We start from the raw sequence: 18,460 nt of genomic DNA on the forward strand, positions 1-18,460 counted from the left end.
CTGGGGGTCGGTCGTTTTAAGTCTATGAAATACAAATACTTATTTGTTCCGTTTTTTGTCTTCATCAACATATTGTCTTTCGGCCAAGGTGCTGGGGATTTTGTGAGCTTTAAAAAGTCGGAACACACTATTTTAATTCAGGGAACCAAGGGAATTCTTAAAATAACAGTATTCAATTCAGGGATTTTCAAAGTTCAGACATTGGCTGCACAAAGTTCCCCTTCTCTGGACAGCTCGTACTCCGTCGTTTTGAAACCTTCGTATTTGCTTGGCAATGTGGAAGAAACCAAGACTTCCCTCCTTGTCAAAACAGATCAATGCACACTGGAAATCAACAAATTCCCTCTGACCGTCGCGTTAAAATTTGACACTACCACCAAAATCAAGGAAATCACAGGAGCCACACAAACACCGGACTCCGTCACTTTTGCATTTAACATTAACCCAAAAGACGTTTTCCATGGTGCTGGAAGCCGCCCGTTCGGTCCGGACCTAAACCGCAAAGCTTTTGATTTTTATAATACTTATGAAAATGCCTACTACGATCAGGCAACTGGTTTATCCCAGAGTTTCAATGTGCCGTTTATCGTCGCGTCGCATCAGTACGGGCTGCTTTTCGACAGCGATCTCCCGGGTTCCATGCGTATGTATGTAGGCGCGATAGATTCTACGAAGCTGACCGTTCAGGTTGCAAGTCAGGGAAAATGGGCCTACTACCTGATCAATGGCGCAGACAATGATGAAATCCTCGAAAACTACACATTACTGACCGGTCGCCAGCCACTTCCGCCTCGCTGGGCGCTGGGTTACATTCAGTCCAAATTTGGCTATAAAAACGAAAGCGAAGCCACCGTAGCAGCTAGTACATTGCAGAAACAGGGATTCCCGCTGGATGCATTGGTGCTGGACCTGTACTGGTATGGCGATGAAACCGTGATGGGCAACCTGGATTGGTATGCCAAAAACTGGCCCAATCCTACGGAAATGATGAAAAACCTCGCTTCGAAAGGCGTCAAAACCATTCTCATCACCGACCCCTACATTACTACCAAATCATCCAATTATAATTTCGCAGCAAACGCGTCCCTTTTCGCCCAAAAACCCGGCAGCAATCTACTCTACACGCAAACTATCTGGAACGGTACAGTCGCTACTTTGGACATTTTCAAGCCAGCCGCACAAGCCTGGCTCTGGGGCAATTACAAGCGACTTACATCACAAGGCGTGGCTGGCTGGTGGACTGACAAAATCGAGCCGGACTACGATCCGAAAGACGCCATTTATACACTTGGACCGGCTTTGCAGGTCCATAATCTATACCCATTGTTTTGGTCAAAAAACCTGTACGACAACTTCCGGAAGGACTTTCCGGCCAGGCGACTCTTCAATCTCACCCGCTCCGGCTGGGCGGGGTCGCAACGGTACGGCATCATTCCGTGGAGTGGCGATGTGGCTCGATACTGGGCCGGTCTAAGATTACAAATTCCCATTATGCTGCAATCAGGTATGTCGGGCATCGGATACATGCATTCGGATACGGGCGGGTTTGCGACCATGTCCGACAAAACTGAAAAGGACGAGGAACTGGATCTCAGATGGTTTCAATTCAGCACATTTACGCCGGTGTTGCGCTCGCACGGCCAGCGATCCAATGTGGAGCCATTCAACCTCACCGAGCCATTTTACAGTATCGTCAAAAAGTATCTCGGTATCCGGTACCAGCTCCTGCCCTACCTCTATTCACTAGCCTGGAAAAACAGCACCACCGGCCGTCCGATATGTATGCCAATGGATTATTTCACGGCTGACAAAGCGATGGGGAATGTCAATGATCAATATTTTTTTGGAGAAAACCTCCTGGTAGCCCCAGTACTGTTACATGGGATGCCCTCGCGAAAAGTGGCGCTACCAGCAGGAAAATGGTTTGATTTCTGGACTAATCAGGTAGTGAGCGGTAACGTTTTTCCGAAACTCACAGTCGATCACATTCCTGTATATGCAAAGGCGGGTGGTTTTGTTCCAATATCGACATCCACTACCACCAAATCAACAGACTACTATTCGTCAGACAGCCTGACAGTGAAATTTTACCAGGACATTTCGGTGCCAGCATCTACTTTCACCATGTTTCACGACGATGGCGCTGACCCGAATACATTACAAAACGGGAACTATGAGCTCATTGATTTTAAAGGTCACATTTCCACCGACAGCATTATCATTACCACCACCCGATCCAAGGACTACCCGCAGTCTCTTGCCAAAAGAGTAATGCTTTACGAAATAGAAAACATCACTTCCAATCCCGTCAGCGTGCTTTTGAATGGTAAGTCGCTGCCTTTGGTATTCCTCCCGAATGACTTTGGCAACGAAATTGCCTACTTTGACCTTGTGACAAAGCAACTGAAAATACGGTACAACTGGGATTGCAAAACCCCCGCCACTCTTACCATTGTGCGGGACGGTCTGTCGGTAATCACGGGTATCGACCCGTCCACTGCGGAAAATACATTAACGGTATTCCCTAATCCGTCCTTAGGAGGCAAACCGGTTTCTGTCAAAACTATTATTCCTCAAACCGGCAATTATGAGCTGGAAATTTACAATGTAAAAGGAAGGAAAATTCGCCGGGAAGCTCTGGGAAAACAGGCAAAAGGGAAGATTTTGAACCTCACCATTGAAGTACCAGACGTACGCGGTTCCTATATTTTGAAATTGAAAAACGATCAGGGCTTTTATCATTCCAAAGCATTTGTCATTGAATAGCATGAATTACAGGCTTACCATTTTCATCACATTCATACTCACAGGCTTATCGGCTTGTGTGGAACCATATAGTGTGAATTTTGGGGCGGCACAGGAATACATTGTCGTGGATGGCGTGGTCACCGATATGGAAGGCCCTCAGTTCATTACACTTTCAAAAACCAATCCCGAGGCAACGAACGAGAGCTCGGAGTTTACACAAACGATTTGGACCAAAGGATTGTCGACATTACCGATGACCAAAGCCAAGGTAAAGGTCATTGTCAACGAAAGCCAGTCGTACGACCTCACGGAATACGAACCCGGAGTATACCGGCTTCCACTTTCATTCCGGGGTAAAGTCGGAGAATCTTACCAATTGCAGTTTCACACCGACGACGGCAAAAGCTATCTGTCTTCTGCTGAAAAAATGCTTCCGGTAACCCCTGTCAAAAGGGCTTACGACGTTTTCAATCCAAAAGGAATTCCCAAATTGTCCGAGTATTATGGCGAGTATACGCCCAGCAACGACATTTATCTGGATTTTGACGACCCGGCCGCCGAGCGGAATTTCTATCGCTGGCAATGGACCTTGTGGGAAATTCAGAAGACCTGCGCGACTTGCAATCAGGGCAAATATTACCTTTTTGAAGCAGAGAATGGAGTCGATGGGGATTGCTTTAAAGACCTGACATTGAAGTTCAACAATGTATATGACTATACTTGTGAAGACCTCTGCTGGGATATTTTTTACAGCAAAGACATCACTATTTTCTCCGATATTTATACCAATGGACAGACCCAAAAAGACAAGCTGGTTGCACAAATTCCATTACTCCAGTCCAATCCCTGCATGGTAAGCCTGCAACAGAATTCGTTGACGCCCAATGCATATCGTTTCCTGAAACTTATTCAAGACCAGGCCGTTAATTCCGGTACATTGGCCGACACTCCGCCCGCCCCGATCCAGGGAAATGTTATGAATGTGAACAACAAAAATGAGCTCGTCATTGGCTTCTTCACGGCATCATCCGTGGCTGAATACCGAACTATGCTCTGGCGAAAAAACATTAACAACGCGGCAGTACTGAACCAGTTGTTCAAAACCATTCATAACCGCGACCCTATCCGTGAAGAGCGGTCGGCGGAGCGGCCATTTATTCCGGTTGCCATTTGTAAAAGGAACAGCTCACGGACACCATTTTTACCAAAGGACTGGAAATGGACACCCTAGTGCATCATTAGCCCAATGAAAAGACTTTACTTTCTGTTATTGCTGATAATACTTACGACTGTGGGCGCCCGTTCCCAAGGACTTACCATTACCGGTACGGTCAGGGATTCGGCTACATTGGCGCCGCTACCCGGTGCTTCCATTGTCATTGACTACCGTAAAAGCTGGTCAGAGGCTAAAGTAGATGACAAAGGCAACTTTTCGTTCAATCTGCCGTCGGGTGATCATGTGATCGTGATCCGGCACATTGGTTATGGTTCATTCAAAAAATATATCGAAGAAGGTACCCGAAAAATTAATCTGGACGTCCTCCTGACGACTACTTCCAGTCAATTGGAGGAAGTGATCATTACCAGCAAAGGCTTTGACCAAACGATCCGGCAACCCATTCTTGGTGCTCTTCAGATCAATATCAAAACATTGGAAAAACTGCCCTCTGCATTCGGGGAGCTCGATATTCTGCGCAGCTTGCAGATGTTACCCGGTGTTTCCAGCGTCGGCGAGGCCTCCAATGGTGTGAACATTCGCGGCGGTACCACTGACCAGACGCTGATATTGCTGGACGACACACCCATTTTTAACCCGACCCACATGTTCGGCTTGTTTTCGGTTATTCCACCCAATACCGTCAACAGTCTGGATCTATACAAAGGCAATGTGCCCGCGCGCTTCGGCGGAAGGGTCGCGTCGGTGCTGGATATCTCTACCAAAAATCCCAACCTTGAAAAACTAAAATTATCAGGCGGTATCAGCCTGGTTTCGAACCGGTTAATGGTCGACGCGCCGATTATTAAGGGAAAGCTGGGCATTTATATCGCCGGTCGCGGGGCGTTCAATGATTTTATTTTACCCAAACTCGATAAACGGCTCAATAACATCCGGGCCAAATTCGGAGAGCTATCGACCAAGTCTTTCTGGCGGGTCAATGAGCGGAATACTATTACGTTAATGGGGTATTACAGTAATGATTATTTCAAAACGGATCTGCTGACTAACCTGCCCAATGTTGTTGGCGACGATACGCATTACAAACATATTACCGCAAATTCCAGTTTGCGCTGGCTGCATGTGATTTCGCCGAAGCTGAACCTGCAAACCTCCGTCATTTTTGCCCGATATGCCCCGGAAATAGGTACTGCCGAAAAGGAAAATGGCAATGTGGTCAAGCTGCGGTCTTCGGTAGAACAAAAGCAGGTGAAGTCTAACATTAACTATCAGCCGGCCAATCACAAGTTCGAAACCGGCCTTATCGCAACAAGTTATGTGATCAGGCCCGGCACATTAGTTCCCGGGCTCAGCAAGAGCGTCAATTACATTTCCACGCCTACCGAAAGAGCTAACGAAATCGCATGGTATGCGGATGATGAGATTAATTTTTCCAAAAACCTGGCACTATCCGTCGGTCTGCGTTACTCCCGTTTTATGGCAATCGGCAAATCCGTTGTCAGGAATTATCTGTCCGATCAGCCCAGAGACGATTTTTCAGTGGTTGATTCCACGGTTTATGGTAATGGTGAAGTTTCTAAATCCTATGGTGGCTTCGAGCCGCGTATTGGGTTACGGTATGCTTTGAATGACCACATTTCGCTCAAATTTGGCTACAATCTGATGCGTCAGTACATTCAGGTGGTTTCCAATACGGCCACACCCATTCCTACTTCGCGGTGGAAAACCAGCGATACGCACATCAAGCCGCAGATTAGCAACTTGTTTACGGCAGGCTATTATCAGTCATTCAATACGGATATTTATGAAATGTCGGTGGAAGGTTATTACCGGGTGGCCAATAACATCATTGATTACAAACCTGGGGCAGACTTCCTTTTGCAGCAATATCCCGAAACCCAGCTGGTACAAGGCCGGAACAAATCCTACGGTCTGGAACTGATGCTCACCAAAAAGAAAGGGAATGTGAAAGGCTGGGCAAATTATACATTTGCAAGATCCCTGAACATTGTGAACGAGGGCGCAGAGCCGATTGAACTCGTTAATCGCGGCGGCTGGTACCCGGCCAATTACGACAAACCGCATAGCTTCAATGCATCTCTGGACCTGACCATTGACAGTCACAATTCATTTGGTTTTACATTTGCATACAGTACCGGCAGGCCATATACCGAACCCATTGGTTTTATCAATTACCAGAATAACATCTATCCGTTTTACGATAAGCGTAACAATAAACGCATTCCTGACTATCACCGGCTCGATTTTGCATGGAACATTTACAATCCCAGCATGAAAAATCGAAAATGGCAGGGTCACTGGACATTCTCTGTTTACAATCTGTACGCCAGAAAAAATGCTTATTCTGTGTTTTTCAAAACGGAGAATGCGGTCACAAAAAGCTACCAGCTCAACATCTTCGCCACACCGATCGTGTCGGTTTCCTATAATTTTGTGCTGTAATTATTTCTTGCGGCTAATCACCACGAGTTTATCATTATTCCGTGCAGCGACGACTGCCTCCCCGTTTTTTAGCTTGATCTTTCGGAGCTTCTTAACCTGTCCTTTCACTGACAAACCATTCAACGGCCCCGCAGTGAAATTGCAGTTGCCATTGTTGATCAGTACCGTTCCGTAGTCGCTGTCGTACCGGCCCATTTGAATGTTGCAGTTATAAAAATTACCCATAATGAGCACGTCAGGCAATTTATCACCATTTGCATCAATAATCTGAGCGTCGTAGAATGGAGTCCATTGCGCCCGATAGCCCAATGGCTTTAATGTAAAGTTGCCTTTGCCATCGTTCACCAACACCGCGTTTTGAAAATAATCCGCTGAAAGCGTTTGTGCCGCCTCTAATTTTTCCTCCCCGACCAGATCAGAAAGGCTTGCCTTTGCAAATTGGGTAGCATAAATGTATTTTTTTCGGATCACCGGCATCTGTTTCTCCATTTCCAGCTTGGTCGGGAACAGCGCCTCCTTGCCATTCAGATAGTACGTCAGGATCGGCTCATTCCTCCCATTGCCGTCATAATCATTGACATACATTTTAATTGGTTCTTCCGCGCTAGTTTTCAACCGGCTATTTAATCCGAGGTTACCAGCCAGAATATCTGCATCGCCATCTCCATCAAAATCAAAAGGCATGACAAAATTCCACCAGCCCTTTTTATCGGTCAGCATCTTTTTGGAGAAACTTTTTCCATTGTTCTGCATCATGCAAATCCCGTCCCATTCCAATGCAATGACGAGATCCTGGTCGCCGTCCTTATCCATATCAGCAAGTTTGGCATTTTTTACATAGCCAATGGTAGCCAGATCTTTGGCATACTGATTCGTAACATCCGTAAACCGGCCAGTACCATCGTTTTTCAATAAATAGGACCTCGGTATTTCACCATAATTAAGCGGTACCGCGCGGCCGCCAATAAACAGGTCAACCACGCCATCGCCTGTAAAATCAAATGGAATGACGCAGGAAGCAGAGACGTATACATTGGGAAAAGCGTCAATTTTGGGACCTAGGTTGCCTTTTCCGTCGTTCAGGTAAACGCGTGGCATCTGGTACTCCGAGTTATTGTAATACTCATTTCCGCCATTGGCCACCACCAGGTCGGGATGCCCGTCGCGGTTTACGTCCGTCCATTCCGCATCCACTTCCTCGTAGGTACTATCTTTCGTCAATGCAGGCTGAATGGATTCTCTGAATTTGCCATCAGCGTTTTGCAGAAACAAATGGTTTCTGAGCTTCTTGGATGATCCTACAAAGATATCTTCCAGCCCGTCGTGGTTAATGTCCGCCACTGCAAGCGCCGGCCCATCTCCGGTTACTTCGAACGGGATCAATGAATTACGGTCGAATTCTACAAAATTGTTCTCTTCGTGTTTCACATCGACGCCCAGCTTAGCAGCGATATCCTCATAGGAATACGACTTGTCGGCTCTTTGATCTTTAAACTTTTGGTAGTTAAAAACAGGAAGGTTGGCTTGATAACTTAATGACAGCGAGTCTTTTATGTCGTTTCCTTTCAGCACTTGGTAATGACTATCAGGCCATATCACCACCATTGAATCTACGTCAGTCTTTTTTCCCAAACCAATATTCAAGGGAACCTCCATACTTGATTGGAAACCACGTACCGGAAACTTCTCCATACTAATGACTTTATCCTTTTTGAAGACAAGACATTTGGTACCGATCGCATTGAGGTTTCCTTTGGCTCCTTTCAGATAAACTCTTGTAAATTCATTCCTTGCCGACTTCTGGTCACCCAGATTTTCGTAGATAAATGCCTTTTCATTAATGTTATTGGTCACAATGTCCAGGTCGCCATCGTTGTCAAGATCCGCATATACCGATCCATTGGAATAAGAAACCTGATCGTTTTTAATTGAACCCGCCCAATCCTTGAAAGCCAGATCGCCCTGATTGGAAAAGAATTTATTGGGTAGCTTGATCTCCGGCAGCTTATCGGCCAGGCCCGGGTCGTTTTCATCGAAGTTTTTGTTCCTGATCTTCTCCTGTACCACATCATCGGCTACAAACTTGATATAGTCGGTATCGTTCATGCGTTTCGGAATGCCGTTTGAAATGAAAAGATCTTTCAGGCCATCATTATCAAAATCCGTAAAAAGCGCCGCCCACGACCAGTCGGTCGCATGAACGCCGGAATACATTCCTATTTCGCTGAATGTGCCGTTTCCATTGTTGTATTGCAAATTGTTCCTCGCAAACTGGTAGTTGTAACCCTGCCGGATCTTGAACTGAAAAATACTGTACATATCCTCTCCCTCCGATTTTTTAAGGATCTCATAGTCAGAAGGAAGCATATCAAGCGATACGATTTCGGGGAAAATATCATTGTTAAGATCACCAATGTCCACGCCCATTGAGAACTGGCTGGTATGCATCAGCGACGAGTCCGTCATATCGCGAAAAGACCCGTTTTTTTGATTGATATACAGATAATCATTCTCGTGGAAGTCGTTTCCAATGTACATATCAGGGTATCCGTCAAAATTGAGGTCGCCTACGCCCAACCCGAGCCCATAACCCAGGGCTGAGCTGTGAATGCCAGTGGTTTTGGTAACTTCCACATATTTGCCATTGTCATTTCTAAAAAGCTTGTCACCCGCCAATGGATGACGGGTATTTTCAAAAAGCGCCCTCCGGCCAAATGTGCCATTCTGGTGAACCGAATGATTGAGCTGAAACATGTCCAGGTCACCGTCCAGGTCATAGTCAAAAAACATGGCCTGTGTTCCGAAAACGACCAGATCCAGTCCGTACTCTTTTGATTTTTCAGCATACACCGGAATGCCTTCCTTCGTAATTTCCTGACATACGAAAAGCAAATTATGGCCTTTCATGGATTCAAAATCGCCCACCTGGCTAATATAAATGTCCAGCATGCCATCCTGATTGATGTCCACAATGGACACGCCGTTGGACCAACCTTTCCCTCCTTTGAAATTCGCCTTTTCGGTAATGTCCTCAAACTTCATCCCCGACTTGTTCAAGTAAATCCGGTTCGGCTCCTGATTCGCTGAAAAACAGAGATCAACCAACCCGTCATTGTTCAAATCTCCGGCTCCAACACCGCCACCATTGTAAAAATACATGTAGTAGAAAATGTTGAATTCCTTTGTGGGTTTCAATGTATTGGAAAAATCGATACCGGTTTTTTCGGAAGTTAGCAGGTCAAAATGGTAGTCCTGCACACCTTTCTCTTTGGAACAGGACAAACCGGTCCAGCATAAACTGACCAGCAGAATACTGTAAACAGGTTGAAGCAAGCGTATGGAAAATTTGAAGAACAAAACGATGTGTTTTTACAGTTTGTTGATTTTGAACAAGACCGGCGCAGCATTGTTGACAAGATTGATCAGATATGGTGCTCCCTGAATAGTAATCGGACTGATCTGCTTTACCTCGCCATCAATCGCAAAACCGCTTTGATTACTCAGTAAAACATCAAATTTCATATTCCCCCTGTTGATCAGCACATTGCCGCGGCACGCGTCCAGGCTACCCAGCTGTGGGATAAAATGGGTGAAATTACCGCCCACAATCAGGTCTTGTTTTCCATCATGATTTACATCCTGCGTCTGGATTGCATTCAGGCAGGAAATCTGGACCATATAGGGTAGCTCTGTGAGTTTAAAGTGACCTTTTCCGTCATTCACAGCAATAGCAGATTGCAGGTACGTCACCGATTTTTCCACAGCGGATTTGAGCATATCCTCCGGAAACAGATCCTGAATAGACCGCGTCGCGTATTCGGAATGTTTCAAACTGTTCTTTTTTAACAACGGAAACTGTGTTGTCAATTCTCGTTTCAAAAGGATAGGTACGTCTTTGGAATCGACGACTTTGGTAATCACTTTCTCAATGGTCCCGTTTTTGTTGAAATCATTGATCCAAATCTTCATAGGTAACTTTTCAGAGGCCCTCAGCGAAAAATTTTCGCCGATATTACCCAAGACAATGTCCTGATCGCCATCACCGTCCATATCAGCCACCTTGATGCAGCCCCAGAAACCCGCGTAGGCATCGAAACCAGTTTCCATTTTCACAAACTTGCCTCCCTGGTATTTGAAAATCACAGGAGCCATCCAATCGCCCGCCACGATCAGTTCCCTGATTTTGTCGCCATCCACATCCGCCCAGGAAGCGTCCCGGATCATGCCTAATTTCAAAAACTGAGGGGCAATTTCCTTTCCTACATCCTTGAAAACACCTTTTCCGTCGTTCTGATAAAGATAGCTTCTCGGACTTGATCCATATTCACGGGGCACACTCCGGCTACCTACAAAAAGATCTATATCACCATCTCCGTCATAATCATGTGTTGCGATAACGGCCGTATTCATTGAATTGGGTGGCAATGCCCTGGTATTGATCGCGAAATTACCTTTACCGTCATTCAAATAGAGCCGGGTTGGCAGGTCGGGGCTGGTTACCAGCGTTTCATTTCCTCCGCTTCCTACGATCAGATCCTTGTCCCCATCACCGTCCGCGTCGAAAAAAGAAGCGGCTGTATCCTCAAAACCGGCCAGTTCGGTAAAAATTTTTTGGACAGATTTGACGAATGAACCACCTTTTTGCAAATAAAGCTGCCCTCCCTGTCCTTTGCCACCGCAAATGTAAACATCGTCGGTACCGTCTCCATTCACATCGCCGATCGCAGCCTTCGGGCCTTCCTGCGACAGCATGACGGGAATATTTCTTTCATTATAAAAGTCTTCGTATCTGTCTTCCTTGTGGGCATCAAACCCATTCCCCGCGATGGCGGTTAAAGGTGTTATGTTTTTGTTGATAGGCAACACGACCACATCCGCCGCGTCCTTGACGGAAAAATTTAATGTAGTATCTGATTTAAACTTTCCCACCTTCGTCACTTTCCGGCTAGGCCACATGATGCGCACCGAGTCAATCTGCGAAATTTTCCCCAATCCAATGGTCATCGGATACTCGGTGCTCGATTGGAAACCTCGCGCTGGATTGAGTTGTTTGCTAAAAATCTGATTACCCGCGTAAACCTCGATTTTAGCTCCGATCGCAAACGTATTTTTTCCCTCACCGGTCAGTTTCAGCTTGACATAATGGTTCTGTTTTTGTTCCGCCTGGTTTTTATATACAAAACAGGGCTGGTTCACATTGTTAACAACCAGGTCCAGATCACCATCATTGTCCAGATCTGCATAAGCGGCGCCGTTGGAAAAAGATTTTGCCCCGAGGCCAAATTCTTCGCCCCGTTCCTCGAACTTCAAATTACCTTCATTGTGAAAGAAGTTATTCGCAATCGGGTTAGAAGGCATCTTGTCGATAATGTCTTGCATGTTCTGTTTTTCCCCTGACATGACCATTTTCTGAGTCACTTCATTGGCAAAAAAATCGATAAAATCCTGGTCAAGAATGTCATGGTTAATGCCATTGCTTACGTAAATATCTGTCAGGGCATCATTGTCTGCATCAAACAACAAGGCGCCCCAACTCCAATCACTTGCAGCAACGCCTGAGTAGTTCGAGATTTCACTGAATGTACCATCCTGGTTATTGAATTGCAGACTATTCTGCATGTATTGATTATGAAAGCCCTTTTCCTTTTTCAGATTGAACAAGTAATGGTTTTCGAATGAAGTGCTGGTTTTGTACCGATGTTCGTCGCGGGGAAGCATATCCGTTACAAAGAGCTCGGGATATCCGTCGTTGTTGATGTCCGCCATATCAGCACCCATTGACGCCAGACTGGTGTGTTTAATGCGTTTTTCAAGTTCCTCTGAAAACGTGCCGTCCTTTTGATTGATATAGAAATAATCTCTCTCATAAAAATCATTGGAAACATAAATGTCTGGATACTGGTCGCCATTAATGTCGCCTACCGTCACACCAAGTCCGAATCCAATGAGACTTCCATAAATCCCTGCTTCTTCGCTCACATTCACGAACTTGCCATTATCATTACGAAGCAGCTTATCGCCTCCGCCTTTTAAAAAATCTTTGACGGGCCAATCTTTGGCCCTCAAATTGCGGTCATTGGCATAGTTAAGGGTATTGACCGGTATAAAGCTGTTATTCAGGATATAGGCATCCAGGTCGCCGTCCATGTCATAATCCAAAAACGCCGCATGTGTCGTGTACCCTGACTCGTTCAGGCCATACTTCGCTGCCGATTCCGTAAAAGTGAGGTCGCCATTATTTATGTAAAGCGAATTCCCTTGCTTATTCACAAACTTCTGATACCCTGCATTGCAAACATAAATGTCCAGCAGCTTATCGCCGTTCACATCCACCATCACCACGCCGGTGCTCCACTTCGTAGGTTCGGCCACTCCCGCTTTCTCAGTGATATCTTCAAATTTCCAGTTGCCTTTATTGAGGTACAGTTTATTTTCACCCATGTTGGCGGTGAAATAAATATCGGGCAACCCGTCATTGTTAATATCTCCGATCGCGACACCACCACCATTGTAGAAATTCCGGTAGTTGAAAATATTAATATCCTCGCGGTCCTCGACCTTATTTACAAAGTCGATCCCGGTTTCCGATGCACCCAGTTCTTTAAATAATCCTTCCTGCTTCTCGGATTTATTGCAAGACAAAAAAAGCAAAGCCTGAACCAGAAGGGCTCCCGCTACGGCGGGACTTTTTATTTTCTCTATCATTTAATTAGAAGTCGTGGAGCTAAAAACTTCGTTTTCAGTAACATTTCCGAAACTAACTGCCGGTTTTTTATAAACAATAATTCCCTCTGCCGGCAGATACTTGTCGGGTTGTTGAAAATCACTATACTTCCCCACCTTACCCATTATCTTGAAAACCATTTTATCTTTTAAAAATTCCACAGCCGTGATTTCACCGTATGCCATCATATAACCTTCCCCGATCATTTTCTCCCTATCTACAATTTTGCCCATTTTAACATTGGTACTAACCTGGTTTTCGGCATTGATCAGCTCATGGACTGGCTTTTTGGAAAACCATTTCTTACTTCCCAGGTTAATGATCGTTTTTCCTTCGAACTGATCGGTCAATGTCATACTCATCATGTTGTCTGACATCAGGATCTGTCCTGTAAAAACGCTTTCCGGGCTGTAAAATTCTTTGTCACCGATTCTAACAAGAATGCGCGCTTCATTATTTTTTAAGGTCCTGAAAATCTCCTCCGATTTTTCTTTTACCGCATCCTGACTTTGGCATGAATTCAAAAAACAAGCTGTCAATATAAAGACAACGTTTAATAGCAATGAACGGATCATTTGATATCTAATAAAAAACAGAGATGCCCGGAAACTGCGGGCATCTCTGACAAAAAATAAATTAAAAAAATTAATATCCCTTGTTCTGAACCAAATTGGCATTAGACACCAAAGCAGCAGAAGGAATTGGGTACAATACAGTGTAGGCTTCTTTCACAGAGGTACCGAGCCCGGTAGTGAATTTACCAAAACGGATCTCGGTAGTTCTTTTACCACCTTCCCAATAAAGCTCTCTTCCGATCTCGTCGAACAGATTAGCCTCTGTTAACGAAGCGAGTGCAGTGGCACCACGCATTGTTCTCAGCGCATTGATCTGTGTTAACGCCGCTGCTGCATTTCCCCCTCTCAGTAGCGCCTCAGCTTTCATCAAGTAAGCCTCTGCATAGCGCATTAACAGGTATTTACCTGAGTTTGCAGGGTGATATTTGATAACCCGGATCCCTTTATCCGTTGCAGCACCGGACAAAGGCACATCTTTGGTAAACTGTAATGGCTTCTGGGTACGACTATCAATGATTACCGCACCTTTGTCGTCATATTGCTGCCCGATCAGGAAACCTGTACCGATACCAGAGAACTGTGAACCATCTCTTTTTCCAGGCGCACCGATACGGGAGTCTTTTGCTTCAAAAGTATCGTAGAAGTCCGCCAGGGTTGCAAATCCATTCCAGCCCGATGGGTTTTGACCATAGTGCAGGGTCATGAACCAGCGGTTTTGAGCTGTTCCTTCCTGCACATTGAAAATAGGCTCTGTTTTTGCGCTTGCAGAAAATGCTGCGAAATAATCTTTCTCTAACGCATATCCATCAGCTGTAATGGCATCAACATAAGCCACTACCTTATCCATATCAGCCTTGTCGAATGTATATGGACCTTCCGGAGCGGCGCTTTTATACACTGCTTTATTCAAGACCATTTTGGCAAGAAGGAAATTCGCTGCCGCTTTTGAAGCCGTACCATTCGTTACGCTCGGTCCTTTTTTCGGAAGGTTCGGAAGTGCTTCTTCCAGGTCTTTCATGATGTAGTCGTATGCCTCTGAGCGAGTCAGTACTTTGGGAAGGTCATTCACACCTTGTGTTACTTCACGGAAAGGAACAACGCCCCAGTAGTCCATTACCCAGTACATATTATATGCTCTCAAAAACTGAGCTTCTGCTTTTTGTACTGCAGTAGGATTAGAAGCGATGATCTCGGTAGCCTTATAAGCTCTCTGGTTCAATGCATTCCATGCGCTTAGGATATAGGAGTGGGAAGCGTCCCAGGTATGCTGGTCCAATGTACGCCACACACCATTATCACCCCAGTCCACACCACGCGTTGGCGGGATCATTTCAGCTGTCGTGTGCTCGCCGAGGGCGTAAATCCCTGCCTGGTCGGAGTAAGTGGACAAGTCTTTGTAAGCTGAAGCAAGTGCTTCGGAAACGTTGACCGGCGCAAATTTGCCATCAGCCGATTTGTTCACCACCGAATCTTTCTCTTCGGTGACAAGGTCTGTGCAAGCTGAAAAAACAGCAATGCTCATCCCCGCAACGATTATCTTGTATATTTTACTGGTTTTCATCTTCTTAACAATTTGAAATTAGAATGAGACATTTATACCTGCCGTCCATGTTCTTGCTCTCGGGTACGCTGTATAGTCAATACCAAATGATGGGATATCATTAAGCGACTTGTTCGTGCTAACCTCAGGATCTTGTCCATCGTATTTTGTAATCGTAAACAAATTCTGTCCTGTAACGAAGATTCTTGCGTTATTAAGGATCTTGTTGCTTTTCATCGGGATACGATAGCCCAGGGTAAAGTTCTGCATTCTGATGAAATCTCCTTTCTGCAGGAAGCGGGTTGATACGTCAGGAGCATTCAATGCACCTTCGCCGTTGCCGATCACGTCCTTTGTAACATTACGTCCGTTAGAAAATGATCCTTGTGTAAAGAATGCATTAGCCGTATTGGAATAAAGGTAATTACCGAATACACCGTTGAAGAAAATGCTCAGATCAAAATTACCATATTTTAGATTATTCGTCAAACCGGCATTAACTTTTGGCAGCGGGCTTTTTCCTCCCAGGAATTGCTGAAAGTCTCCATTGGGATAAATAGAGTTTCCATTTTCATCAAATCCGCCGAACTCACGCAGGAAGTAAGCGAATAATGGTTGTCCTTCTGCCAAACGTTGTGCAAATGCACCAGATAAGCCCTGTCCGTTGATCTCACCGGTATCATATGTACCGATCAGGTTTTTAACAAGGTTTTTGTTGTATGACGCGTTAAACAGCACTTCCCACGAAAACTTCTTACCGTCCACCACAACAGCATTCAGAGCCAACTCTATACCACGGTTCTGAATATCCGTATCCAAATTACGATATACAAACGGGTTCGGGGCAGGCTGAGCTGCTACCACTTTGAACAGCAGATCTTTTGTACTTTTGTTGTAAACATCGATGCTACCTGAAAGCCTTCCTTTCAGGATAGAAAAATCAAGACCCAGGTTGAATGCAGCCGTCGATTCCCATTTCAAATCAGGATTGTTAAACGCAACCGCATTCAAGCCACCGCCAGTGATCGCATCACCTGCCTGGTTGATCACGTAGTCACTGTAACGGTCCCTTCTATCGTATACGTTGTGAGGAATTGCCTGGTTACCGGTAACACCATAACCTACTCTTAAAGAAAGATCGGTAAATACTGTCTTGGGCACGAAATCTTCTTCAACCAGTTTCCATTTGAATGCACCGGATGGGAAATAACCATACTTGTTGTTTCCACCGAATTTGGAAGACCCATCCACACGCAATGTACCTGTGAACAGGTATTTACTACCAAAGCCCAAATTCACACGTCCGAAGTACGATTGCAGTTCATCCTTCACATAGCTGGAATTTTGAACGACCGAACCAACACTCGAAAGTGAAGTTTCATTTTTTACGTTAACCGTTCCTGCAATACCCAGGTTATTAATCATCAAGTCAAGATTGCTCGTCCTGAAATTAGCGGCAGCTACATTTTTGCTGCTATTTTCGAAACTTTGGTATGAGTAACCTAGCAATGCGTTCAGCGATATTTTACCAAACTCCTTTTCATAGGTGAAATAGTTTTCCCACAATTTGTTATCACTTTCCACATCGCGGATATACACACGACCAATTTTCTCAATCCCAGACACCACAAGGTCTCTTGAATATGCCTGCTTTCTCGACGACATAGATTTGTCAAAACCAAGAACCGTTTTGAATTTAAGGCCGGTAAAAATTTCAAACTCCGCATTGATGTTACCCAACGCACGCAACGTGTTACTGTAATCTTTTGAAAGTTTCACGAAAGCGAGCGGGTTAGGCTCCGTAGTTGTCGACTGGTTCAATGAGTCGTTCTTGTAAGCCGCGCGGGTCGGGTTTGCTTTCAATATGCTACCCATCAAATCTCCTTCAAAACCGATATTTTCCGAGATAGGAACGCCCGTATCCTGCGTATTTGCAAAATTCAGGTTGCTTCCGATCGTCAATTTATCGTTGATGAATTTCTTATTTCCGCTGAAACCTACACTATATCGTTTTACATTGGAAGTTTCCACGATACCGTCCTGGTTCAAATATCCCAGCGAAAACCGGTAGTTACCTGAGGCGTCTCCGCCACCATACGACAGGTTATGCTGGTGGGTCAATGCCGTTCTGAACAACAAGTCTTGCCAGTCAGTATTCGCTCCCTGATCCTGTCCACCGGCTGCTTTGTATTCCGCAGCATTGAGCAAATCGTATTTTTTGGTGATGTTACTGAAACCAACAGAATACCCGTAGTCCAGCGCGCCTTTTCCTCTACCTCTTTTGGTGGTAATCAAAACAACACCATTGGCACCGCGAGAACCGTAAATCGCCGTCGCAGAAGCATCTTTAAGAATGTCCATGCTGGCAATATCATCCGGATTCAGGAAGTTCAACGGGTTTTTCGCAGGCTGACGACCAACACCCTGGTTATCACCTCCGCTTGACGTATTATCTCCGCTAAGGGGCACACCGTCGATAACAAAAAGAGGGTTATTACCACCAAGTACAGACGACGTACCACGGATACGAACATTGATACCACCGCCCGGCTCGCCGCTGGACTGGGTGATCTGCACACCAGCAACGCGGCCTTGCATCAGCTGCTCAGGTGAGGTTACAATCCCTTTCTGGAAATCCTTGGATCCCAAAGCTGAAACAGCGCCGGTTGCATCCTTTTTCTTCACCGTTCCGTACCCTACAACCACCACTTCTTCCAGGGCCTTAACATCCTCCGAAAGGACTACATTCACTACTGATTTATTTCCAACCGCAACATCCTGTGTTTCATAGCCAATTGCGCTGAAAGATAATGTTGCATTTCCCGGAACAGTGATCTGGTAATTGCCTTCCACATCCGTATTGGTTCCCCGGGTGCTTCCTTTGAGTGTTACAGTAACACCTGGAATACCTCCTGTTTTGGCATCCGTTACCTTACCGGATACACTCACATCCTGAGCCATTACGCTCATTGTAGTACTGATCAGCATCAACAATACTGCCAGAAGCCCTGCTCTGCCAGTCGATGGTCTTAACTTTGCCAGACCGTTATTTTTACGGTGCGGATCATGTTGACGAAGTAGAAAAATGGACATTTTCATCATAGGTTAGATATTAATTAGGTAAATGTCGAACTGCAATTGTATCATTTTAACATTGTCACATCCATTCATCAAAAAAAGCTATAAGGCTGCCCAAAAGCCCATTTTCATGAACAAATACGTGAATTAGTATA

At 45.3% G+C, this 18,460-nt stretch carries 8 protein-coding genes; 3 read left to right on the forward strand and 5 right to left on the reverse strand.

Annotation, left to right across the window (positions count from 1 at the left end; all coding sequences use genetic code 11):
- Window positions 1-24: 24 nt before the first annotated feature.
- From ON006_RS20935 to ON006_RS20945, 3 genes are read left to right on the forward strand one after another with little or no spacing between them, the layout of a single operon-like run.
- Window positions 25-2,766, forward strand: a complete 2,742-nt coding sequence (locus tag ON006_RS20935; RefSeq protein WP_244823807.1) for a TIM-barrel domain-containing protein — start codon at window positions 25-27, stop codon at window positions 2,764-2,766.
- Window position 2,767: 1 nt separating this feature from the next.
- Window positions 2,768-3,979 carry a DUF4249 domain-containing protein gene (locus tag ON006_RS20940; protein WP_244823808.1) on the forward strand — a complete coding sequence of 404 codons (1,212 nt, stop codon included), beginning with the start codon at window positions 2,768-2,770 and terminating at the stop codon, window positions 3,977-3,979.
- Window positions 3,980-3,994: 15 nt separating this feature from the next.
- On the forward strand, window positions 3,995-6,388 hold the full coding sequence (locus ON006_RS20945; RefSeq protein ID WP_244823809.1) for a TonB-dependent receptor: 2,394 nt from the start codon (window positions 3,995-3,997) through the stop codon (window positions 6,386-6,388).
- On the opposite strand, the gene ON006_RS20950 is transcribed toward ON006_RS20945, so the two are convergent.
- The 5 genes from ON006_RS20950 to ON006_RS20970 form a co-directional block, all read right to left on the reverse strand.
- Window positions 6,389-9,721 carry a VCBS repeat-containing protein gene (locus ON006_RS20950; protein WP_244823810.1) on the reverse strand — a complete coding sequence of 1,111 codons (3,333 nt, stop codon included), beginning with the start codon at window positions 9,719-9,721 and terminating at the stop codon, window positions 6,389-6,391.
- 36 nt (window positions 9,722-9,757) lie between these two features.
- A complete protein-coding gene (locus ON006_RS20955) occupies window positions 9,758-13,093 on the reverse strand; it encodes a VCBS repeat-containing protein (RefSeq protein ID WP_244823811.1) in 3,336 nt (1,111 codons plus the stop codon).
- A complete protein-coding gene (locus ON006_RS20960) occupies window positions 13,094-13,636 on the reverse strand; it encodes a hypothetical protein (RefSeq protein WP_244823812.1) in 543 nt (180 codons plus the stop codon). It lies immediately after the preceding gene.
- A 121-nt stretch (window positions 13,637-13,757) separates the two neighbouring features.
- Window positions 13,758-15,248 carry a RagB/SusD family nutrient uptake outer membrane protein gene (locus ON006_RS20965; RefSeq protein WP_244823813.1) on the reverse strand — a complete coding sequence of 497 codons (1,491 nt, stop codon included), beginning with the start codon at window positions 15,246-15,248 and terminating at the stop codon, window positions 13,758-13,760.
- Window positions 15,249-15,266: 18 nt separating this feature from the next.
- On the reverse strand, window positions 15,267-18,320 hold the full coding sequence (locus ON006_RS20970) for a SusC/RagA family TonB-linked outer membrane protein (RefSeq protein WP_244823814.1): 3,054 nt from the start codon (window positions 18,318-18,320) through the stop codon (window positions 15,267-15,269).
- Window positions 18,321-18,460 lie beyond the last annotated feature (140 nt).

This window comes from Dyadobacter pollutisoli, from assembly GCF_026625565.1.
Taxonomy (GTDB): Bacteria; Bacteroidota; Bacteroidia; order Cytophagales; family Spirosomataceae; genus Dyadobacter; species Dyadobacter pollutisoli.